Annotated in this window: 18 protein-coding genes; 11 read left to right on the top strand and 7 right to left on the bottom strand. The window is 64.2% G+C overall.

Annotated elements, in window-relative coordinates; all coding sequences use genetic code 11:
* Positions 1–13: 13 nt before the first annotated feature.
* Both AM590_RS17570 and AM590_RS17565 read right to left on the bottom strand, forming a co-directional pair.
* A complete protein-coding gene (locus AM590_RS17570; RefSeq protein ID WP_042661696.1) occupies positions 14–388 on the bottom strand; it encodes a hypothetical protein in 375 nt (124 codons plus the stop codon).
* Positions 381–1,523 (bottom strand): aromatic ring-hydroxylating dioxygenase subunit alpha, encoded by a 1,143-nt coding sequence (locus AM590_RS17565; RefSeq protein ID WP_058828593.1) that lies wholly within the window; start codon positions 1,521–1,523, stop codon positions 381–383. The genes AM590_RS17570 and AM590_RS17565 overlap by 8 nt, the downstream gene beginning before the upstream one ends.
* Before the next feature lie 197 nt (positions 1,524–1,720).
* Between AM590_RS17565 and solA the strand changes: the two genes are divergently transcribed.
* From solA to AM590_RS17550, 4 genes are all read left to right on the top strand, one after another.
* On the top strand, positions 1,721–2,863 hold the full coding sequence (solA, locus tag AM590_RS17560) for an N-methyl-L-tryptophan oxidase (protein ID WP_058828592.1): 1,143 nt from the start codon (positions 1,721–1,723) through the stop codon (positions 2,861–2,863).
* 290 nt (positions 2,864–3,153) lie between these two features.
* Positions 3,154–4,908, top strand: a complete 1,755-nt coding sequence (locus AM590_RS17555; RefSeq protein WP_058828591.1) for a BCCT family transporter — start codon at positions 3,154–3,156, stop codon at positions 4,906–4,908.
* 26 nt (positions 4,909–4,934) lie between these two features.
* On the top strand, positions 4,935–5,102 hold the full coding sequence (locus tag AM590_RS20600; RefSeq protein ID WP_157575481.1) for a hypothetical protein: 168 nt from the start codon (positions 4,935–4,937) through the stop codon (positions 5,100–5,102).
* Between the two features lie 178 nt (positions 5,103–5,280).
* Positions 5,281–7,794, top strand: a complete 2,514-nt coding sequence (locus tag AM590_RS17550; protein WP_058828590.1) for an FAD-dependent oxidoreductase — start codon at positions 5,281–5,283, stop codon at positions 7,792–7,794.
* Positions 7,795–7,941: 147 nt separating this feature from the next.
* Here AM590_RS17550 and AM590_RS17545 read toward each other — a convergent pair whose 3' ends face one another.
* From AM590_RS17545 to AM590_RS17530, 4 genes are all read right to left on the bottom strand, one after another.
* Complete coding sequence (locus AM590_RS17545; protein WP_058828589.1) at positions 7,942–8,316, bottom strand: PIN domain-containing protein; 375 nt, start codon at positions 8,314–8,316, stop codon at positions 7,942–7,944.
* Entirely contained in the window at positions 8,317–8,547 is a 231-nt protein-coding gene (locus AM590_RS17540; protein WP_042662220.1) for an AbrB/MazE/SpoVT family DNA-binding domain-containing protein, read from the bottom strand.
* A gap of 151 nt (positions 8,548–8,698) precedes the next feature.
* Positions 8,699–9,115: a hypothetical protein gene (locus tag AM590_RS17535; RefSeq protein WP_058828588.1), complete on the bottom strand. Its 417-nt coding sequence runs from the start codon at positions 9,113–9,115 to the stop codon at positions 8,699–8,701.
* A complete protein-coding gene (locus AM590_RS17530; protein WP_058828587.1) occupies positions 9,112–9,975 on the bottom strand; it encodes a ParA family protein in 864 nt (287 codons plus the stop codon). Before AM590_RS17530 ends, AM590_RS17535 begins: the two co-directional genes overlap by 4 nt.
* A 261-nt stretch (positions 9,976–10,236) precedes the next feature.
* Between AM590_RS17530 and AM590_RS17525 the strand changes: the two genes are divergently transcribed.
* From AM590_RS17525 to AM590_RS17500, 6 genes are all read left to right on the top strand, one after another.
* Positions 10,237–11,607: an SLC13 family permease gene (locus AM590_RS17525; protein WP_058828672.1), complete on the top strand. Its 1,371-nt coding sequence runs from the start codon at positions 10,237–10,239 to the stop codon at positions 11,605–11,607.
* Between the two features lie 156 nt (positions 11,608–11,763).
* Positions 11,764–12,417, top strand: coding sequence for a helix-turn-helix domain-containing protein (locus AM590_RS17520; protein ID WP_004972231.1), 654 nt, complete (start codon positions 11,764–11,766; stop codon positions 12,415–12,417).
* Positions 12,418–12,600: 183 nt separating this feature from the next.
* Positions 12,601–14,469 (top strand): ABC transporter substrate-binding protein, encoded by a 1,869-nt coding sequence (locus AM590_RS17515; protein ID WP_082677760.1) that lies wholly within the window; start codon positions 12,601–12,603, stop codon positions 14,467–14,469.
* Positions 14,470–14,519: 50 nt separating this feature from the next.
* On the top strand, positions 14,520–15,515 hold the full coding sequence (locus AM590_RS17510) for an ABC transporter permease (RefSeq protein ID WP_058828585.1): 996 nt from the start codon (positions 14,520–14,522) through the stop codon (positions 15,513–15,515).
* On the top strand, positions 15,512–16,432 hold the full coding sequence (locus AM590_RS17505; RefSeq protein ID WP_058828584.1) for an ABC transporter permease: 921 nt from the start codon (positions 15,512–15,514) through the stop codon (positions 16,430–16,432). Before AM590_RS17510 ends, AM590_RS17505 begins: the two co-directional genes overlap by 4 nt.
* The gene (locus AM590_RS17500) at positions 16,429–18,543 is read left to right on the top strand and encodes an ABC transporter ATP-binding protein (protein WP_058828583.1); all 2,115 of its coding nucleotides are present in this window, start codon (positions 16,429–16,431) and stop codon (positions 18,541–18,543) included. Before AM590_RS17505 ends, AM590_RS17500 begins: the two co-directional genes overlap by 4 nt.
* Positions 18,544–18,929: 386 nt before the next feature.
* Here the strand turns inward: AM590_RS17500 and AM590_RS17495 are convergent, their stop codons facing one another.
* Positions 18,930–19,970 carry a zinc-binding dehydrogenase gene (locus AM590_RS17495; RefSeq protein ID WP_058828582.1) on the bottom strand — a complete coding sequence of 347 codons (1,041 nt, stop codon included), beginning with the start codon at positions 19,968–19,970 and terminating at the stop codon, positions 18,930–18,932.
* Positions 19,971–20,068: 98 nt separating this feature from the next.
* Here AM590_RS17495 and AM590_RS17490 point away from each other — a divergent pair, with 98 nt between their 5' ends.
* The gene (locus AM590_RS17490) at positions 20,069–20,842 is read left to right on the top strand and encodes an SDR family NAD(P)-dependent oxidoreductase (protein WP_058828581.1); all 774 of its coding nucleotides are present in this window, start codon (positions 20,069–20,071) and stop codon (positions 20,840–20,842) included.
* The last annotated feature ends 77 nt before the right edge of the window (positions 20,843–20,919 follow it).

Genomic DNA, 20,919 nt, shown 5'->3' with positions numbered 1-20,919 from the left:
AAAAAGTCGGGAGTTAGACCACGAGGACGTAGTCGTCCCGCGGTTCGTAGATTTCGCCGCTCATCCGCAGGTCGCGGACGGCATCGAGCGTTTCCCCGATGGCGACGCCGTTGTCTGCGAGCGCCGCGGCGAGTCGTCCGAGTTCGACGCCATCCGGGTGGTTATCGCCGAGTTCGGTGAGCGCCGTTTTCACGTCGCCGCTCCCGACGTCGGCGTCGAACGCGACGCGCTCCCACTCGACGTCGTGGCCGGTGACGTTCGCGTGTCGCCGATACAGTTCGACGGCGTCGTTCGGCTCCGTGACGGAGACGTGGAGGTCGCACGCCGGGCAGGTGACGACGCCGGCGCGTGGTTTTTCGGCTAGTTTGGCATCCTCGTTGTCAGGCATTGTAAGCGTCCTGTGCGAGGCGGTGCAGTTTGTGGACGGTGTGTTCGTTCGGACCGAGCTGTGCCTGCCCGAGCGCGCCGGACGTGAGTCCCTCGTACTGCCGTTCGACGAGCTCGAAGTCCTCCTCCTGGAGCTGTCGGCTCGTCTGAACGAACTTCTCTTCTTCTTCCGACAGGTCGGAGTCGCGGAAGTAGTAGTCCGCGATGAGTTGGAAGCGCCCCTCGTCGATGGGGTCGATGATGTACGTGCCGTAGCCGTCGGCGGTGCCGTACATGTTGACCGTGAAGTTCGGCCAGAAGTAGTAGAACTTGGCCTCGTGTTCGGGGTGGATGCGCATCTCGTCGTCGACGTCCTCTTTGTGCTTGTAGTGAAGCACCCAGTGGTAGTCGTTGACTTCGAGTTCGGAGTCCATGAGTTCGAGCCCCTGCACCCAGTCTTGATGGTTCGCCTGACAGTGGTCGCACTCCGAGTAGTTCCCGCTGAACGTCTTCCAGTTGCACTCGACTTCGGAGACGTAGCGCCGGGCGTGCTCGTACTCGCCGAGCGGCAGGTCCTCGAGTTCCGTCTTCATCGACCCGGCCTGTTCGGCCAGCGAGAGGCTCGGTTCGTCCTCGAAGTTGACGAACACGAGCGGCCCGATGGCGTCCGTGTTGACCTCCATGAGTCCGTTCTCTTCGGGGTCGAGTTCGCTGACGGCGTCGTCGTCGAGGTCCGGGTTCAGGCTCGCCTCCTCGAAGCTCTTGGGGGTGCTCTGGAGCGTCCCGTCGAGTTCGTACGCCCAGAGGTGGTACGGGCAGGTGATTCGATTGAGGGTTCCGGTGTCGGTCATCGGCGTATCGTCGAGCATCTTCGACCCGCGGTGGGCACAGACGTTGTAGAACGCCCGCACGTCGCCCTCGCCGTCGCGGGTGACGATAATCTGCTTGTCACCGATGGTTCGCGTGAAGTAGTCGCCCGCGTCCGGGATGTGGGTCTCGTGGCCCGCGTAGACCCAGTACTGACCGAACACTTTCTCCTTTTCCATCTCGTGGACTTCCGGGTCGGTGAAGTACCTCGCCGGTAGCGCGTTCGTTTCAGCGGTGATATCAGCACTTACTGCACCGACTTCGTCACGATTGTTGTTCCACCGTGTCATGGGAAGAAGAAACACACATTTGTGGAAAAGGGTTCGTCGGGAATAGTTGAGCCGTATAAGTGGTGGTGGATATCCGTGAGCCGTCGGCGTTCGACCGCCAGCGCTGCTCTCGGCGGGCCGGGCGTCGTTCCTCTGAAAAAGGGGCTCCGTGATACAGGTCAAGAGTGAAGGGGGGACGTTCCGAACCGCCGGACACAATGAGTGTCCGCGACGACCGATACGATGTCGCCGTCGTCGGGGTCGGCGGGATGGGAAGCGCGACCGCGTACCACCTCGCCGACCGCGGCCTCGACGTCGTCGGTCTCGAACGCTACGACATCCCCCACTCGCAGGGGTCGTCTCACGGCATCACCCGCATCATCCGCCGTGCGTACTACGAACACCCCTCGTACGTCCCGCTCATCGAACGCGCGTACGACCTCTGGGACGACCTCGCCGAGGAGACCGGCCGCGAGGTCATCCACCGAACCGGCTCCATTGACGCCGGACCAGAGGACAACGACGTGTTCGCGGGTTCGAAACGCTCCTGTGAGGAACACGACATCCCGCACGAGGTGCTGACCGGCGCGGAGGTCAACGAGCGGTTCCCCGGCTACGAACTCCCCGAGGAGTACCGCGCGGTCTATCAGGAAGACGGTGGGTTCATCGTCCCCGAGCAGGCGATTATCGCGCACACCGAAGCGGCGCAGGCCCGGGGTGCCGAGATTCGCGCCCGCGAACGGGTCGAAGACTGGGCGGAGACGAACGACGGCGGGGTGCGCGTCCGCACCGACCGAGGTGTGTACGTCGCGGACGCGCTCGTGCTCGCCGCGGGCGCGTGGAACTACAAGCTTGCCTCGGCGCTTGACGGCCTCGCAGTCCCCGAGCGACAGGCGCTCGCGTGGTTCCAACCGGAGTCACCGGCGACGTTCGCGCCCGAGGAATTCCCCGTCTGGAACCTCAGCGTCCCCGAGGGTCGGTTCTACGGGTTCCCGGTCCACGACGTGCCGGGATTCAAACTCGGCAAATACCATCACCGCGACGAGGAGGTCGACCCCGACGACTTCGACCGCGAGCCGAACCGCGCTGACGAGGCGATACTCCGGGACGTCACGGAGAAGTACTTCCCGGAGGCCGCGGGGCCGACGATGTCGCTCGCGACGTGCATGTTCACGAACTCGCCGGACGAACACTTCATCCTCGACACGTTGCCAGACCACCCGCAGGTCGCCGTCGGAGCCGGCTTTTCGGGACACGGCTTCAAGTTCGCCAGCGTCATCGGCGAAATCCTCGCCGACCTCGTCGTCGACGGCGAGAGCGACCTGCCGCTCGACATGTTCTCGCTCGACCGGTTCGAGTGACGACGGGCGGTCGCGATTGCCGCTCGTCAACTGATTTGACGATATAATTTTCGGAACTGTTCCTCTTTTGCGTATAAATGCCACTATTATCGAAGCCGACTTGTTATTATGTGTAACACCATTGGGTTGGTTGAATCGTGAGGGGTGTGGACCTGTATCACGGCCAGGGCGGACGCGTCGAAGCCGACGCGGGCCGTCTCTCGACGGTGACACTGGGTGGCCCCAAAGCGGGGATAGCGATATGAACGAACACGAATTCAGGCGGCGGTTATCAACGGAGGCTGTATCGAATGACGAATAGCAACGATTCGACCGACCGGTCGACGAGCGACTTACAGGCGGACGTGTTCTACCCCGAGACGGAGCGCGAACCCGGCGACGGAAACATCCAGCGGTGGGGGCTCGACATCCATCCCGTCGTCTTCCCGGCTGCGCTCTTGGTAATCGGCGTCTTCGTCGCGGCGACGCTCATTCTCGGCGAGCAGGCGGCGAGCGTCTACTCGGCCGTCAGGGGCTTTTTTGAGGGCAACTTCGGATGGTTCTTCCTCCTGTCGGTGAACCTCTTTATCGTGGTCTTGGCGTACTTCGCGCTGAGTAAGTACGGAAAGATAACGCTCGGCGGTGTCGAGGCCGAAAAGGAGTTCAGCGACTTCTCGTGGATGGCGATGCTGTTCAGCGCGGGCATGGGTATCGGGCTCATGTTCTACAGCGTCTCGGAGCCGCTGTACTACTTCACCAACGTTCCCGGCTTCTTCGACGCCGAGGCCGGGTCCGGCGCTGCGGGCATCGCCGCGATGACGCAGACGTTCTTCCATTGGGGATTCCACCCGTGGGCCATCTACGGTCTCGTGGGACTGGGGCTCGCGTTCTTCTCGTTCAACAGGGGGCTCCCGCTCACCTTCCGGTCGATTTTCTGGCCGCTCCTCGGCGAGCGAATCTACGGCTGGCCGGGCCATCTCATCGACCTCGTGTCGGTGTTCGCGACGCTGTTCGGCCTCGCCACGTCGCTCGGCCTCGGCGTCGCGCAGATAAACACGGGCCTGTCGTATATCCTCGGCGAGAGCATGCTCGGCGTCCTGAGCGTTCCGAACAACACGGGGATGCAGATTGGGCTCATCGCCGTGATTACTCTCATCGCCACCGCCTCCGTCGCGGCCGGCCTCGAAGACGGCATCCGGCGTCTGAGCACGCTGAACGTCTTTTTGATGTTCGTCCTGTTGGCGTTCGTGCTCGTCGCCGGCGCGACGATGAGCATCTTCGGCGCGTGGGTGCAGGGTCTCGGGAACTACTTCAGCGACTTCCTCTCGCTGGCGTTCTTCACCGGGACGCTCGGCGACGGCGCGTCAACCGTCAACGGCTGGACGGTGTTCTACTGGGCGTGGTGGATTGCTTGGTCACCGTTCGTCGGCATGTTCGTCGCGCGCATCTCGAAGGGGCGGACGGTCCGCGAGTTCGTCTTCGGCGTGTTCGTCCTGCCGTCGCTGTTCTCGACGGTCTGGCTCTCGGCGTTCGGCGGGAGCGCGCTGTTCAACTCGCTTCAGGGTAACGGCGCGGTCCTCGCGACCTACGGCGAGGCCGGACAGACGGTCGCGATGTTCGCGCTCCTCGAACAGTTCCCGTTCAGCGCTATCACGGGACTGCTCGCCGTGACGCTCGTGGTGACGTTCTTCGTGACCTCCTCCGACTCGGGGTCGCTCGTCGTCGACCACCTCACGTCGGGTGGCAAGCACAACGTACCGCGGACCCAACGCATCTTCTGGGCGGTCGTCGAGGGTCTCGTCGCGGCACTTCTCCTCTACGGCGGCGGCCTCGGCGCGCTCCAGACCGCGGCCATCGCGACGGGATTCCCGTTCGCCGTCGTCCTCGTCGTCATGTGCTACACGGTCTATCTCGGTCTCGACAAGGAGTACGAACTCCTGCAGTCCGAGGAGTTCGCCGAGCGAATCGAGAACTTGGCGGACGAGGACATCGACATCGACGTCGGTCGCTCTCGGACGTCGGTCGTGACCAACGTCCAAGAGAACCCCAGCACGACGGACGACTAACGACGGGGTCACCGAACGATGACTCGATGCTCTCGATGAACGCGCTCGCTGTCGTTTCGGCGGCGTTCGCGGTTTTCCTTTTCCTCGTTGCGCTGTTCGCGATGACGGTCGGTGAGCTACAGGGCGCGGGTCTCGCGTTCCTGAGCGCCAGCCTCGTCATCTACCTCAGAGAGAAGTACCTCGCCGGCGAGTGACGTTCGTCGGCGACGCTCCCCGTCCCGTTGGCAAACGCTGCTCGTCGGCGCTCTCTCCTCGTGCAAACGACGTTCGTCCCGTGGCGAGACCCGGCTCTCACCACCCCCCGGTACGTATACACCTCAGATAGTGGACCCGGAGAGATATCCGGGGGCCGCGGTCACTACTGTTTGGTATATGAACACATGGTCTACGTTTCCCGAACGCGCCGGAACGGTCGTTGTCGGGGCCGGCTGTGTCGGTTGTAGCGCGGCGTATCACCTCGCCGAGTCGGGTCGCGAAGACGTCGTCGTCCTCGACCGGGGGCCGCTGTTCGAGACGGGAGGTTCGACCTCTCACGCCCCCGGACTCGTGTTCCAGACGGCCGGGAACAAGCTGATGACGGAGATGGCGTCGTACACGCGCGACCTCTACGACGGGTTCGGCGACTTCCGGACGTGCGGTGGCATCGAAGTCGCCTACTCCGAAGCGCGCTGGGACTTCCTCAAACGCAAGCGCGAGTGGGGACAGTCGTACGGTATCGACGAGGGTGAACTTCTCACGCCCGAAGAGGTCGAAGCGCGCGTCCCGCAGATAAACGCCGACGTCATCTACGGCGGGTACTACGTCCCGTCGGACGGGAAGGCTGACGCCGTCAGCGCCGCCGAATCGATGGCGGAGCAAGCCCGCGAGGCAGGCGTCGAGTTCTACGGCCACACCGAGGTCACGGATATCGACGTCTCCGACGGCAGTATCGACGCGGTCGACACCGAACACGGTCGAATCGAGGCCGACGAGGTGCTCGTCGCCACGAACATCTGGGGGCCGCTGTTCGGCGAGATGGTCGGCACGGACATCCCGCTTGTGCCCTGCGCGCACCAGTATCTCGTCTCCGACGAACTGGACGAACTCGAAGGCGCAGAGCGCGAAATCGAACAGCCGCTGCTTCGGCACCAGGACCACTCGCTGTACTACCGACAGCACGGCGAGCGCTACGGTATCGGCTCGTACAACCACGAGTCGCTCCTCGTCGACCCGGCGGATATCTACGGTCCCGACAAGCTCGACGACCTCGGACTCGAATACCCGTCGCTTCGGGAGTTCACCGAGGAGCACTTCTACGAGAACACCCACCCGGACCACGACCGGTCGGCGTTCGACGCCGCAAGCGAACTCGTCCCTGGCTTCGAGGACTGCGAGTGGACTTCCGCCATCAACGGCATGTTCTCGTTCACGCCCGACGGCATGCCCATCCTCGGACCGGACGAGGACACGGACGGTCTCTGGTGGGCGCTCGCCGTCTGGGTCACGCAGTCCGGCGGCGCGGGCGACATCGTTGCCAGCTGGATGGAAGACGGAACGCCGCGGCTCGACGGATCCCGAGTCAACGCTTCCGGCGCGCACGTCTCTCGGTTCCAGTCGCACACGGGGAGCCGTGAGTACACCTACGGGCGCGGCGCACAGCAGTACCGCGAGGTGTACCAACTCATCCACCCGCGCGAACAGCCGGACGGACAGCGCGCCCTCCGCCGGAGTCCGTTTTACGACCGGCAGGCCGAACTCGGCGCGGAGTTCTACGACAGCGACGGCTGGGAGGTCCCGCAGTGGTACGAGTCCAACGAGACGCTCCTCGAAACGTACGACGTTCCGGACCGCCCCGACTGGCTCTCGCAGAACTGGTCGAAGGTCCAGGGCGCGGAACACCAGCACCTCCGCGAGAAGGTCGGCATGGTCGATATGACGACCTTCACGCCCATCGAAGTGACGGGGCCGGGCGCGCTGGAGTTCCTGCAGGGGCTCCTGACGAACGATATGGACGTCACGCCGGGCCGGATGCGCTACTCGGCGATGCTCAACGAAGACGGCGGCGTGCTCGCCGACCTGACGGTCGCCCGCCTCGGCGACGACCGGTTCGTGCTGTTCACCGGGGGCGGAAGCTCGGCGACGCTCCACTCGCGCTGGGTTGAGGAGCACGCGCCCGACGACGGCTCCGTCGACGTGACCGCACACGTCTCCAGTCGGACCGGAATCGGCGTCTTCGGACCCGACTCCCGGAAGGTGCTTGAGAACCTCGTCGAGGCCGACCTCTCGAACGACGAGTTCCCGTTCTACTCCGCACAGGAGACCTACCTCGGCAGCATCCCCGTGACCATGCTCCGACTCTCGTACGCCGGCGAACTCGGCTGGGAAATCTACGCCCCGACCGAGTACGGGAGCCAGCTCTGGGACGCCATCCGGGAGGCCGGCGAGGAGTACGACATCGCGCCCGTCGGTTGGGCCGCGCTCGACTCGACGAGCATGGAGAAGGGATTCCGTCTCTGGGGAACGGACCTCACGCCCGAACACAACCCGTACGAGGCCGGAATCGGCTTCGCGGTCGACCTCGACACCGACTTCGTCGGGAAGGCGGCGCTCGTGGAGGACAAAAACGACGACAGCCCGAGCGACCGAATCGTCCCGATAACGCTCGACGAGGAGGAAGCCGTCGTCGACGCGGGCCACCCGGTGTTCGCCGACGGCGAGGTCGTCGGCTACTGCTGTCGGGCGGACTACGGCTACACTATCGACGCCGGCATCGCGTACGCGTACCTCCCCGAGCAGTACGCCAGTTCGGGGCAGGACGTCGAAATTCGGTACGAGGGCGACGCCTACCCCGCGACGGTCCGGTCGGGGCCGCTTTTCGACCCTGACCGCGACAAGATGATTCGGTGAGCGCCGATTCGCGGCGCGTCACCGCCTCTGCCTCAGTTTATCGGCGGTGTCGAACCGCAGTCGCTGATAGTCTGACGAGGCCGTGCTGAACTCTGGACGAACGTATTGGGAGTCAGGACTGTCTGATGAATAACTACCCTACCGCTGTCACTCGTCTTCGACGGCCTTCAGGTCGAGCCGCGGAGCAAACGACTCGTACGTCTCGTCGCTCGAAACGATCGTGTCGCCATCTGATTCGACGAGATGGAGCGCGTCGAAGGGCGTGAACCCGTGGTCTTCGACGTAGGTTGCGGCCGTGAGGACCGTATCAACGTCGCCCCGAACTTCTAACAGTGCGGCCACGTTCGTGATGACCCGTTCCGTGTCCCGCTCTTCTCGGTACGCGACCATGAGGAGTTCGATGAGCGTGAACTGCGACGTCCACAGTTCGTCCCGATGGTCTCGGTAGAACGTCTCTGCGGCATCGCCGAGCCAGTCTTCGTCCTTGATGAGTGCCAGCAGGAAATCCGTCTCCGCGTACATTCAGCGGCCGGCCTCGTCTATCGCCGCGTTCCGCGCTCCGTGGCGGAGTTCTTCGGCCGTCTTCTCGACGTCCGCGAACTCGGTGCGGAGCGCATCGAGCGGGTCATCCTCGATTGGAATCAGCTTGATACCGTCGTGCAGTTGGACGATGTGGTAGTGTTCGCCGTACCGCTCTCTGATCTCTTTGGGGAGCGTGAGGCGTCCGCGACCGTCCAGCGTCGCTTCGGACATACGCTCACTACGGTGGGTATACTGAAGTAATTTCCCCACATCTCGATCACTACCCACGCGGAGCGGACCGTCTCGGTCGGTGCGCTCCCGCTGTCGTGTCGCTCGTGTTCTGTCCGGTGCTAAGAGGTTTGACGGAGACGGATTATTCGAATTATTCGGAGCGTTCCTCGTCGACGCCGCGCTGTTCGAGGACGCGTTCGACGATTTCTTCGGGGTGTTCGGTGGCCACGTCGAGCGCGGCGTTGTGGAGTTCGCTCTTCGTGACGCCCTTGAGCCCGTGGTCGCGGGTCAGGTCCCGCTCCACGTCGTAGGTGATGATGTCGTCGAACTCGTCGGCGACCGCTTCGAGCACGTAGAGCGCCTTGTGGACGGTCTCATCGAACTCGAACGCGGGGCGCTCTCGGGGGTTGACCTCCTCGACAGGCTCCGGTTCTGTCCCTCCTTCCGATTCGACCGCGTCGTCGGTGCCGGCGTCTTCGGACGCTGGTTCGGGTTCCGGTTCGGGGTCCGCCGCGGACTCCCCACTCCCCATCGCGGCGTCGAGGTCGCCGAAGGGGTCTTCGCTCATCGGGCCACCTCGCCCTCTTCGACGATTTGCGCGAGTTCATCGTAGCACGCCAACTGGTCGCAGGTGCTGTCGTAGTCCCGAAGCGGCATGTGCTCGCGAATCGACGCGTCGATGGCCGAGCGGTGTCGAATTCCCGGCTTCGGCAGGTCGTCGTCCCACTCGCCGTTGTCGATGGCCTCGAACACCTCCGGGTCGGTGTACGCGAAGTTCGGGAGCTTCGACGCGATGTTCGGCTTCGAAACGAGCGCCTCCACGAGCCGTCTCGTCGGGCGGTCGTGGTCGATTCGGTCCCGGAGGTCGGTCGGCACGACCGCGAGGATTTCGAGGTCGAAGTGTTCGCGCGCGGGCGTGATGAGTCGCTTGACGGTCTTTTCGAGTCCCGAGAGCGCCCCTGACTCGGGTCGCATCGGCAAGACGAGGTTCTGCGTGGCGTACAGCGCGTTGTCGTTGAGCTTCCCGCGCGCCGCGGGGCAGTCCACGACGACGTAGTCGTAGTCGTCGCCGAGAAGCGGGTCGATGACGCGCTGTTTGAGCCGCGCCGACCCCATCATCACGCCGCCGAGGTCCGACTCGACCTGCTCGATGCGGTCGTTCGACGGGAGGAGGTCGATTTCGAACTCGGTCTCCAAGATGAGCTCCCGCGGCTCCAACTCGGCGTCGTCGAGGAGCACGTCGCCGAGATGCGCTTCCGAGTAGAACTCCTCGCCGAACCCGAGACCCGTCGTGGTGTGTCCGTTCGGGTCGAGGTCCACGAGCAGTACGTCGCTTCCCCGGTGTGCGAGCTCGCGGGCGAGGTTGATGGAGGTCGTCGACTTGCCGATACCGCCTTTGAGGAGACAGACGCTGACTGCACGTGACATGATGGGGATATCCGTGATAGCGAGATTCTCGGCACAGTTGAAATAATTATGGTTACTCTGGCCCTTTGGACTGCTCAAACAATCCAAATAATTCAAATAATTCAAATTGGGGTTGTCTCTCCTCGATTCGCGCTCTTCCCTCGATTGGCGGCCCGAATTGTCGCCGGCAGTAGCTATTTGGACCCGTTGTGTGCAGGTACGTTCGTGATAGATTGGTTGCCCGACCGAGGGCTGCGCGCCCCGGAGCTCTCCTCGCAGACGGTGACGCTCGTCGTCGCCGCCGCCCTGCTCCTCGCAGTCGTCGGGCTCCACCCCGTCTCCGTCCTTCCGGTCCGGTCGCAGTACGCGCTTTCGGTTTTCGTCGTCGCGCTCCTACTTTGGTTGACCAAACCGGTCCCGTACGCGATTTCGAGTCTGGCCTGTGTCTCCCTGTTGTACGCTCTCGGCGTCGTGGACTCCTTCGAGGCCGCGGTCAGCGGCTTCACCTCCTCGCTCGTCTACTTCCTCCTCGTGTTGTTACTTCTCGGCAACGCGGTCCGGTCGGTGGGGTTGGATACCCGGTTAGCGAACCGACTGCTGTCCCCGGACAGCACCCCTCGTGGAGCGTTTCGCTCCATCGCCCGGAACGTGCTCGTACTGGCGCTGTTCATGCCGTCCGCGATGGCCCGTGCGGTCGCGTTCATCCCCATCGTCGAGGAGGTGACCGAGGAGTTCGACCTCCCGTCGGGAAGCGGGTTCGAGCGCGCGTCGTTCCTCCTCTTGGGTCACATCAACCCCATCGCGTCGATGGCGCTCATGACCGGCGGCGGGATGGCGCTCGTCACGTCGGGCATCCTCGCGACGAGCGTCCGACCGCTCTCGTGGGTCGAGTGGGCCGTCTTGATGATTCCGCCGACAGTGGTTCTCTACGCGCTCGCCGCCGCGGCCGCTGGTCTCTTCAACGCCGTCGATGCCGACTCGACTGTTGACCCCGGGAAGCCGGGGATTGCGGACGCGCCCTCCGACGGCGAGTTGACTCGCGAGCAGAGATTCGTCGCGGTGGTGATGGCCGGGACCGTCCTCGCGTGGGTCGTCGGCTCGTTCGTCGGTCTTCCCGAGATTTTCCCGGCAGTCGTCGCGGTCACCGTCCTCGCGCTCCCGGGAGTCGACGTTATCGACACCGACGACGTCAAGGGACTCAGCTGGGGCGTCCTCTTTCTCATCGGCGCGACGCTATCGATTCTGGACGCCTTGGAAGCGACCCAAACCATCGCGCTCGTCGTCGACCTCCTCGCGCAGTTCGTCCCGTTCGGGGCGTTCAGTCACTGGCAACTCGTCGGATTGCTCCTCGGGTTCGCGGTCGCCGTTCGCGTGCTCTTTTCGACCGGGTCGGCCGCCATCGTGGTGATTCTCCCCATCGTGCTGCGGTTCGCGGAGACGTTCGGCGTGACGCGGCTCTATCTCGGACTCGCCGTCCTCCTGGTGGTGGGGTCGACCACGATTCTCCCGTTCAACACGACCGCCGTGCTCGTCTCGCTCGACCGCGGACCGCTGACGAATCGGGACGTGACGCTGTTCGGGTTCGTGACGATGGGCCTGTCGCTCGTCGTCGTGACTCTCTCGTGGCTCTTCTACTGGCCGCTCGTCGCCTGACTCGGCGGCCGGCCCAGTGCCCCGTCCGCGTGAACTCGGCCCGGTATCGCCGCCCGTTGCGGCAACCACCTGGCTATTTATAGGTGAACGGTATCTGGCCGGTACGGGTGAGTTCGTATCTTACGTGTTGAGTTTACGACGGCTCCGACCGGCGTCATGTCGAAGATAGATCGCCGCCTGCGAGACGCCCGGAGCATCGAGTTGGACAACGCGTTTTACGTCGAGGACGGGACGTGGATCGAGTCGCTCACCATCGCCTCGAACGGCCCCTTCGACGTGGAGTCCCTCCTCGCCGATATCTCGGGTGTGACCGTCTTCTACGACGAGGAGATCCCGACCGCCTCGACCGACGTGCAGATACGCCGAGTGACGATTCTCGCCAACGAGTCGTACCCGTTCATCCTCGGACTGGTGCTCAGACAGGAGACGATTCCGAACCGCATCGTCCTCCAAGACGGCGTCTTCGAGGTCGTCGCCACCGCACAGGATTGGGACCACTTCAGGGAACTCGCCGACGAGATTCAGGAGACGCTCGGGGAGTTCGAACTCCGCTCCGTGACGCAGGACGAGGCCCCCGGTGAACCGCTCGACAGCGGCCGATTAAAGGAGGTGTTAATCTCCAAGCTGACCGACGACCAACTCGCGGTTCTCGAGACGGCGTTCAACCACGGCTACTTCCACATTCCGCGGGAGACCTCTGAGACCGAACTCGCGGAGGAACTGGGTATCGCTCAGTCCACGCTGAGCGAACGACTCCGGACCGCGGAGCGAAATCTGCTCGAACTCATCTACGGCCCGCGACAGGAGTAGCTCACACCTTGCTGGAGAATGTTGCCGATTTTCACCGGACCAGTATATAAAGTGCGATAGATATCGGGGCGTATCGGGAACAGCACCATGGAAGATACTCCATAACAAGCGGTCGCAATGTCGGAGAAAAATCGTGATAGTTCGGGTGTCGAACGTGGAACTGGCCTTACGCGACGCGACTACGTGGCGGCGACTGCGACCGCCCTCGGCGTGACCGGACTCGCGGGGTGTACCGGTGGCGGCGGCAACGGGAGCGGCGGGAGCGACGGCGGGTCGAGTCTCACCCCCGAGGTTCCGTCCGGAACCCCGGAGACGGTCGAGACGAAGTACTGGCGCGAGTGGGAGACCATCGACGCCGACGAACCGCCGCTCGACTACAGCGCGACCGCCGGCGCGGTGTTGGACCCCGTCCCGCTCGAATTTTCGAGCGAGGACGACCCGTGGATGCGGGAACACGCGCTCATGGTCCAGCGCGGGCTTGACGCCCTCGGCGTCGGGACGCAACTCAACGACCGACCGCTGAACCAACTGTACGCCCAGAGCTGGGACACGAAGGGACTCGAAGCGATCATCTCGATGAGTACCCACGGTCCGGACCCGCAACGCGGGCTAGACCCGAACCCGCTTTTGATGCGGCGGACCGAGACGAGTCTCTCGAACTACGACAACTACTACCACCCTGACCTGCAGGAGGTGCTGACGGAACAGAGTCGGGCGACCAACCGCGCCGAGCGCGAGGAGCTCGTCGCCGAGGCCCAGCGCATCTTCAGCGAGGACGTGGGCGCGCTCATCACGCTGTTCCCCGATATCATCACCGCGGTCAACACGGAGCGCTGGAGCGGCTACGTCCAGACGCCGGGCAACGGCCCGACGAAGGACTCGTTCGTCTGGTCGGAGGTGAACCTCCAACCCCAGACCGACGACCGGACCTACATCAAGGGCGTGACCACCTCGATGAACTCGCTGAACCTCCCGTGGGCCGCCGGCGGCGCGGAGGCGAAGCGACTGACGTTCATCTACGACGGCCTCTTCGACGCCACGCCGGACCTCGAAGTCGTTCCCGCGCTGGCGACCGGCGGCGGGTTCGTCGACGACACCACTGTCGAACTCACCCTCCGCGAGGGCGTCGAGTGGCACGACGGCGAGCCGTTCACCGCGGAGGACGTGAAGTTCACCGTCGAACTGTACAAGGAACACTCCTCGACCAGTCAGACGCCGTTCTACGAGCCGGTCGAGTCAGTCGAGGTGCTCGGCGACCACGAGGTTCGGTTCAATCTGAAGGGCCCCGACGCGGCGTTCATGACCCAGCGCGTCGTTCGCAGCGTCATCATTCCCAAGCACAAGTGGGAGGACGTGGAGAACCCGTCCCAACACAACCCCGAGTCGCCCGTCGGCACGGGGCCGTTCACGTACGAGAACTGGGAGCAGGGCACTCGCTTCGAGGTGTCGAAAAACGAGGGCCACTGGATGTTCGACGACGACTGGCGGGCCGACGCGCTCGGCGACCAGGCCACGACCGGTGAGGGCGTCGACCGCGTCATCTGGATAAACGTCGGCAACATCGACTCCATGATCGGCTCGCTGCAGGGCGGCGAAATCGACGCCATCGGCACGACGCTCTCGAACTCGCAGGCCGACCGCGCCGCGAGCACCGCCGGCGTCGAGAAGATGACCTCGGGCAACTTCGCGCCGCTCGACACGAAGCTGATGTTCTCCTGTCCGCTCGTTCGCGACAAGGAGTTCCGCGTCGCTCTCGCCAAGTCGGTCGACACCGAGGGCTTCGCCACCGACGTGTTACAGGACCGCGCGACCGTCCCGAGCGGGGAGAACCCGATTTCGGACCTCACGCCGTGGCACACGTCGGATACCACCCACTACGAGTTCGATATCGACGGAGCGAAATCGAACCTCGAACAGGCCGGCTACACGTGGGACGACGACGGAAACCTCCGGTTCCCCAACGGGGACGCGTGGGCCGCCTTCGTCGAGCGCATCCAGCCCGGAAACATGCACCAACGCCGCGACGAACTCGGACAGGCGGACTTCTCGTGAGGTAACAGCATGTCGAACACTACCCATTCGCGCCGTCGGGGTGCCCGACCATGAGTGAGTTCCAGCGCTTCCTCGCGAAGCGACTCGCCATCTCCATCCTGCTCACCCTCGTGGCCGTCTCGGTCATCTTCGTCGTCCTGCGGCTGCTTCCGGGAAGTCCGTTCGAGTCGCTCGTCACCGCGGGCAATCTGAGCCAGCAGCAAATCACCGAGATTCGGGCGATGTACGGCCTCGACCAGCCGATGTGGCGGCAGTACCTCAGCTACCTCCAGAGCATCCTGCTGTTCCAGTTCGGCTACTCCATCCTGCGGAGTCAGCCCGTCTGGGGAGTGTTGGCTCCGCGGCTCGTCAACACGCTCATCCTGCTCGTCCCCGCGTTAGTGACGACGGCGGTCCTGAGTTCCCTCCTCGGGATGTACGTCGGCTGGAACCGGGGGAGTAAACTGGAGAAGCTCAGCATCATCGCCACGACGTTCCTCCGGTCGACGCCGGTGTTCATCACGGGCATCCTGTTCGTCATCATCTTCGCGTACAACCTCGAACTGGTGCCCGCCTTCGGGATGCGCTCTATCAGCGCCTCGCCGGAGGGCTACGTCGAGACGTTCGCCTCGCTCGACTTCCTGCACCACTACATCCTTCCGTTTACGGTGTCGGTGCTGTACTACAGCGGCGATTTCCTGCTGTTGGCGCGCAACGGCGTCGTCGAAAAGCGGGGCTCTGAGTTCCTCAAGCTTCACCGCGCAAAGGGGCTCTCGGAGATGCAGCAGCTCGCGCGGGCGGGTCGGAACTCCATGCTGCCGATTTTGACCTACTTCGCGCTGCGTCTCGGGATGATCTTCCAGGGGCTCATCCTGCTCGAAGTCGTCTTCGGCTGGCCCGGCATCGGCCGCGAACTCGTGCTCGCCATCCAACAGCAGGACTACCCGCTGGTGCAGGCGGCCGTGTTCATCATGGCGCTCGCGGTCATCGTGGCGAACCTCGTCGCCGACGTGCTGTACGCCTACTTCGACCCGACCGTCTCGACCAGCGGAGGTGGTGCCGCGTGAGCACCGAGACGAAGCCCGAAGCCGAACTCAAAAAGCGCGTCGAGGGGGTCGCGGAGACGCTCCGCAACCAGTTCACGTTCCTGCGGCGCGACCGTCTCGCGTTCGCCGGCGTCGTCATCGTCGCCGCGTTCGTCTTCCTCGGTCTCCTCGGGCCCGCGCTCGCCCCGCACGACCCCATCGAGCACACCGTCCGCGACGACACGGGTTCGATGCTGCGGCTGTCCGAACCGACCGGTGCGGCCCCGTTCGGGACGACCGCCTACGGCAAGGACGTCCTGAGCCAGTTCCTCGCCGGCGCGCAACCGACGTTCATCGTCGGACTGTTCGGCGGCATCGGGACCGGCGCGCTCGGCTTTCTCGTGGGGCTCGTCAGCGGGTACTACGGCGGCTGGGTCGACGAGGTCCTCATGCGTCTCACGGACCTTACGTTCTCCCTGCCGTTCACGCCGATGGCGCTGTTGCTCCTGACGTTCGTGACGCCGAGCGTCTGGCTCATGACGGGCATCATCGTCGCGTTCCTCTGGAAGATGCCCGCGCGCGTCGTCCGCTCCGAGGTTCTCTCGGTCAGAGAGCGCACCTTCGTGAAGTCGGCGCGCGCTAGCGGCGCGAGCGACCTGCGGACGATGCTCTACCATGTCGCGCCGAACGTGCTCCCCATCGGCTTTCTCTACACGGCCTACGGCATCGCGTGGGCCATCGCCGCGCAGGCCAGCCTGGCGTTCCTCGGGTTCGGCGACCCGACCGTCACGAGTTGGGGCCGGATGCTCCGACAGGTGTTCGAATCGGGCAACATGCGTGTCGCTTGGTGGTGGGTGCTCCCACCCGCACTCGGCATCGCGGCCATCACCACCTCGGTGTTCCTCATCGGCCGCGCCTACGAAGAAGTCATCAACCCGGAGATCCAGACCGAACAATGAGCCTCCTCGACATCACAGACCTCACGGTCACGTACTCGACCGACAGCGGAACCGTCCACGCCGTCAACGACGTGTCGTTCAGCATCGACGAGGGCGTCAACTACGGCCTCGCCGGCGAATCCGGCTCGGGGAAATCGACGCTCGCCGAGGCGGTTCTCGGTCTCCTCCCGAGCAACGGCTCCGTCGAATCCGGCAGTATCGAATTCCAGGGCCGCGACCTGACCGGTCTCAGCGAACGCGAGCGTCGCGACGTGCTCTGGGAGGATATCGCCTATATCCCCCAGAGCGCGATGGACTCGCTCGACCCGGTGATGTCCACCGGCGCGCAGATTCGGCAGGCGATTCAGACCCATCGGAACGTCACCGACGACAAGGCTCGCGCGCGAGTCCGAGAACTGTTCGAAATCGTCGGGCTCGACCCCGACCGCATCGACGACTACCCCCACGAGTTCTCCGGAGGGATGCGCCAGCGCGTGACCATCGCGATGGCGCTCGCGCTCGAACCGGACCTCATCATCGCCGACGAGCCGACCACGGGTCTCGACGTCATCGTCCAGGACAAGATTATCGACAAGATTCTGGAGATACAGGACCGGATGGACAGCTCGCTGCTGCTCATCACCCACGAAATCGGCGTCATCGCCGAGACGTGCGACGAGCTTTCGATTCTCTACGGCGGGAAAGCCATGGAGCAGGGGAGCGTCGACAACGTCCTCGTGAACCCCACGAATCCGTACACGATGGGGCTGAAGAACTCCTTCCCGGAGATTGAGGAGGGCGACCAGGACCCCGTCTCGATTCCGGGGTCGCCGCCGAACCTGAGCGAGTCACCCAGTGCCTGTGTCTTCAAGGACCGGTGTCCGTTCGCCACCGAAGAGTGCGAGGCGTCTCATCCGGACCTCGTCGACCTGCCGAACCGCAACCACCGCTCGGCGTGCCACCACGTCACCAAAGCCGCCCAGATGCGGCGTGACGCCACTGACCCGGAGACGTGGGGCATCCCCGATAGTCACGACGAATCGGACCGCGGCGAGGTGCTTCTCGAAACCGACGGCCTCGAAAAGTACTACGAGCAGAGCCAGCCGCTCTTGGAGCAACTCAGGGGGAACGACCCGAACTATGTTCGGGCCGTCGACGGCGTTTCCCTGCGCGTCCGGCGGTCCGAAATCCTCGGCATCGCCGGCGAGTCCGGCTGTGGGAAGTCGACGCTCGGCGAGACCATCGCGCTCCTGAAACAGCCGACCGGCGGCGAGTTCGTCTTCGACGGCGAGCCCTACGAGCACTACGCGGACGGGAACATGCGCGAGTTCCGCCGGAAGGTCCAGATAATCTTCCAGGACCCCTTCGACTCGCTCAATCCGAGACAGACGGTTCGGCAGTTGGTCGGCGAACCGCTCACTATCCACGACTACCGGACCGAGGAGCGCGAACGGGCAATCATCGAGACGCTGGAGAAAGTCGGGCTCACGCCAGCGCGGAAGTTCCTTGACCAGTACCCACACCAGCTATCGGGGGGCCAACGCCAGCGCGTCGCGGTGGCCAAGGCGCTCGTTCTCGACCCCGACTTCCTCATCTGCGACGAGCCGGCGTCGATGCTCGACGTGTCGCTGAAGGTGAACCTGCTGAATCTCCTTCGGGAACTCGCCGACACAGAGGACATCGGCATCGTCTACATCTCTCACGACCTCGCCAGTCTGGTGCAGGTGTCGGACCGACTCGCGATTATGTATCTCGGGCGGGTCATCGAGGAGGGCGATGTCGAGTCCATCGCGGCCGAGCCGAAACACCCGTACACCACCTCGCTCCTCGCGGCCGCCCCCGAGAAGGACCCGACGGTCGACCGCGACCGCGTTCTGCTCGACGGCGAGCCACCGGACCCGGTCGACCTCCCGTCGGGGTGCGTCTTCGCCCCGCGGTGCCCGAAGGCCGAAGACGAGTGCCGGGAGAGCGAACCCGGACTCGATACCGTCCGAAGCGGCGAGCACCGCGCCGCGTGCTACTTCCCGGACGGGGAGACCCCCGCCGCAGACGACCTCGCCGACGACCGCTCCGGCACATACGGGGACCCTGAGTTCTCGTCGCCGGCTAGTGGTGATTCGGCGAGCGACTGACGCCGCCCTTCGACTCTCCTCGCTTCGTCTCTTTGACGACCTCCCGGTAGCGCCGCGTCCCGATTCAGGTCCGAGGTTCGCCCCGGCGCATCAAAATTGTATAAAATAAAAAATTCTGCCGAAGGAAATATCCAAACAGTTTTCAAATCATTGGGTGTGTACCCCCGAAAAATGGTCTGTACTGGAATCACAAACTCCAAATAGGGGATATTTGACCACAAAAATTAGAAAATATGTGTTTCTTGTCCATTCAGAACGGTTGAAAGCCCGAACTATGTACTATATGCGTACTTTAGTGGTTAAATAGCCGTCTTCGACCGAAGATAATATTGTCGTATATTTGGATTTCTATCTCTGGTTTGAACTGCTATCGACCGAAACTTCCCTTACGCCAACTCCGAGATATCGAACACCGGCTTGCACGTCCCTCCTTCGATGAACGTCTCGAAAGCCTCGTCGGCTTCGAGCAGTGAGAACCGGGTGTCGACGAACGTCTCGCAGTCCACGTCGCCGTCGCGAATCAGGCGGAAGGAGCGCTCGAAGTCCTCGTACATCGAGGCGTACGAACACTGCAGGTCGATTTCGGCCCGGACGAGCGGGGAGTAGGGCATCGAGGTCTCACCGGTCTGCCCGACGAGGACGATTTGGCCGCCCTTGCGGACCTCGTCGACAGCCGTCGTGAGCCCCGAGGGGTGGCCGGTCGTGTCGAACACCACGTCGTAGCCGACGCCGCCGGTGTGGCGCTCGCGGCGCGCCTCGGTGTCGTCGTCGGCGACGTTGACGGTCTCAAAGCCGAGTTCCTCCGCGAGCGGGAGCCGATAGTCGGCGTCCTGTCCCACGCCGGAGACGACGACGGTGCCGCCCTGTGCGGCCGCGACCTGGGCCGTGAGCAGACCGATTGGACCGGGCCCCTCGACCAGCACGCGGTCGCCCGCGCCGACGCGAGAGTTCTCGATGACGGCGCGTGCGGCGATGCTCGTCGGTTCCGCGACCGCGGCGTGTCGCTGTTCCACGTCGTCCGGAATCGGGTGCAGGGCGCGCTCCGGGACGGCGATGAACCGCTCGTAAGCGCCGTCGTGGTCGACGCCGGTGATGACCGCATCTTGGCAGACGTTCTCCTCGCCGATGCGACACTGATAACACTCGCCGCAGCCCCGAATCGGGCGTTCGACCACGCGGTCGCCGACGCCGAACTCCGTCACGCCGTCGCCGACTTCGACCACGCGCCCGGCGTACTCGTGGCCGATGACGGTCGGGAGCTCCATCCGCTCGAAGGCGGATTCGAACTCGTAGATACCCGCGTCACTCCCGCAGAGGCCGGCGTAGTCGACCTCTACGAGCACTTCTCCCGTGCCCGGCTCCGGTTTCTGTCGCTCGACGAACTCCATAGCGCCGGAGCTACGCTCCACTTTGGCAAGTCCTCGCATGAGAGCACATGTGGCACGGGCTGGTAAAAACGTATTGCATGCGGCACTCCCATCGCTCGTTCCGCAACTATCATGTCGGCACCGTGCGGACTGGAATCATGGTCGCATATGAGCACACGCCAGTCTCCGTCAGCGACAAGCGCGTAGTCGTCGTCGGCGGGACAAGCGGCATCGGACAGGCAATCGCTCTCGGATTCGCGAGCGAGGGCGCGGACGTACTCGCAACCAGCCGACGCCAGTCGGCAGTCGACGAGACGGCCGACGCAATCGAGGAACTGGGAGCGAACGCGGCCCGGGAGACGTGCGACGTGACCGACCCGGCCTCGCTCGAACGCGTTCGCGAGCGTGCCGTCGAGGAGTTCGGCGGCGTCGACGTGGTCGTCGCCTCGCAGGGCGCAATCTCCCGCGACTCGGTCCGTGGCATCGACGACGACGCGTGGAACCACGTCACCGACATCGCGCTCGGGGGCGTCCGCCGGGTGACGCAGGAACTTGCCCCGGCCGTCGCCGACGGCGGGTCGATTATCAACATCTCCTCGTTGGCCGCGCGGCTCTCGATGGCGAACCTCCCCGCCTACTCGGCGGCGAAGGGCGGCGTCGAGGCGTTCACCCGCGCGTCCGCGAAGGAACTCGCGCCCGAGATACGCGTCAACGCCATCGCGCCGGGATTCGTCATCACGCCACAGAACGCCGACACCTACGCCGAGGGGACCGAAAAGCGCGAGCGAATCGACGAACGAACGCCGCTCGGTCGGGTCGCGGAGCGAGAGGAGATCGTCGGCGCGGCGGTCTTCCTCGCGAGCGACGCGTCTTCGTTCGTGACCGGTGAAGTCATCACCGTCGACGGCGGGTTCGCGGACAGCGCCTTCTGACGGCCCCCTCCGTATCTTCCTCGCGCGTCGTCATCCCATCGCCGGCCGAGAGGGTTCTCTGGAACACCCGTGCTGTC

Source organism: Haloferax sp. Q22 (assembly GCF_001482285.1).
Classification (GTDB): domain Archaea; phylum Halobacteriota; class Halobacteria; order Halobacteriales; family Haloferacaceae; genus Haloferax.
The sequence above is the reverse complement of the archived record's forward strand: the minus strand, read 5'-3'. Positions and strand labels throughout refer to the sequence as shown.

What these genes read in the sequence shown, in the direction of transcription:
- AM590_RS17570 (WP_042661696.1), bottom strand. Translation starts at nt 388, where the DNA reads ATGCCTGACAACGAGGATGCCAAACTAGCCGAAAAACCACGCGCCGGC.
- AM590_RS17565 (WP_058828593.1), bottom strand. Translation starts at nt 1,523, where the DNA reads ATGACACGGTGGAACAACAATCGTGACGAAGTCGGTGCAGTAAGTGCT.
- solA (WP_058828592.1), top strand. Translation starts at nt 1,721, where the DNA reads ATGAGTGTCCGCGACGACCGATACGATGTCGCCGTCGTCGGGGTCGGC.
- AM590_RS17555 (WP_058828591.1), top strand. Translation starts at nt 3,154, where the DNA reads ATGACGAATAGCAACGATTCGACCGACCGGTCGACGAGCGACTTACAG.
- AM590_RS20600 (WP_157575481.1), top strand. Translation starts at nt 4,935, where the DNA reads ATGCTCTCGATGAACGCGCTCGCTGTCGTTTCGGCGGCGTTCGCGGTT.
- AM590_RS17550 (WP_058828590.1), top strand. Translation starts at nt 5,281, where the DNA reads ATGAACACATGGTCTACGTTTCCCGAACGCGCCGGAACGGTCGTTGTC.
- AM590_RS17545 (WP_058828589.1), bottom strand. Translation starts at nt 8,316, where the DNA reads ATGTACGCGGAGACGGATTTCCTGCTGGCACTCATCAAGGACGAAGAC.
- AM590_RS17540 (WP_042662220.1), bottom strand. Translation starts at nt 8,547, where the DNA reads ATGTCCGAAGCGACGCTGGACGGTCGCGGACGCCTCACGCTCCCCAAA.
- AM590_RS17535 (WP_058828588.1), bottom strand. Translation starts at nt 9,115, where the DNA reads ATGAGCGAAGACCCCTTCGGCGACCTCGACGCCGCGATGGGGAGTGGG.
- AM590_RS17530 (WP_058828587.1), bottom strand. Translation starts at nt 9,975, where the DNA reads ATGTCACGTGCAGTCAGCGTCTGTCTCCTCAAAGGCGGTATCGGCAAG.
- AM590_RS17520 (WP_004972231.1), top strand. Translation starts at nt 11,764, where the DNA reads ATGTCGAAGATAGATCGCCGCCTGCGAGACGCCCGGAGCATCGAGTTG.
- AM590_RS17510 (WP_058828585.1), top strand. Translation starts at nt 14,520, where the DNA reads ATGAGTGAGTTCCAGCGCTTCCTCGCGAAGCGACTCGCCATCTCCATC.
- AM590_RS17500 (WP_058828583.1), top strand. Translation starts at nt 16,429, where the DNA reads ATGAGCCTCCTCGACATCACAGACCTCACGGTCACGTACTCGACCGAC.
- AM590_RS17495 (WP_058828582.1), bottom strand. Translation starts at nt 19,970, where the DNA reads ATGCGAGGACTTGCCAAAGTGGAGCGTAGCTCCGGCGCTATGGAGTTC.
- AM590_RS17490 (WP_058828581.1), top strand. Translation starts at nt 20,069, where the DNA reads ATGGTCGCATATGAGCACACGCCAGTCTCCGTCAGCGACAAGCGCGTA.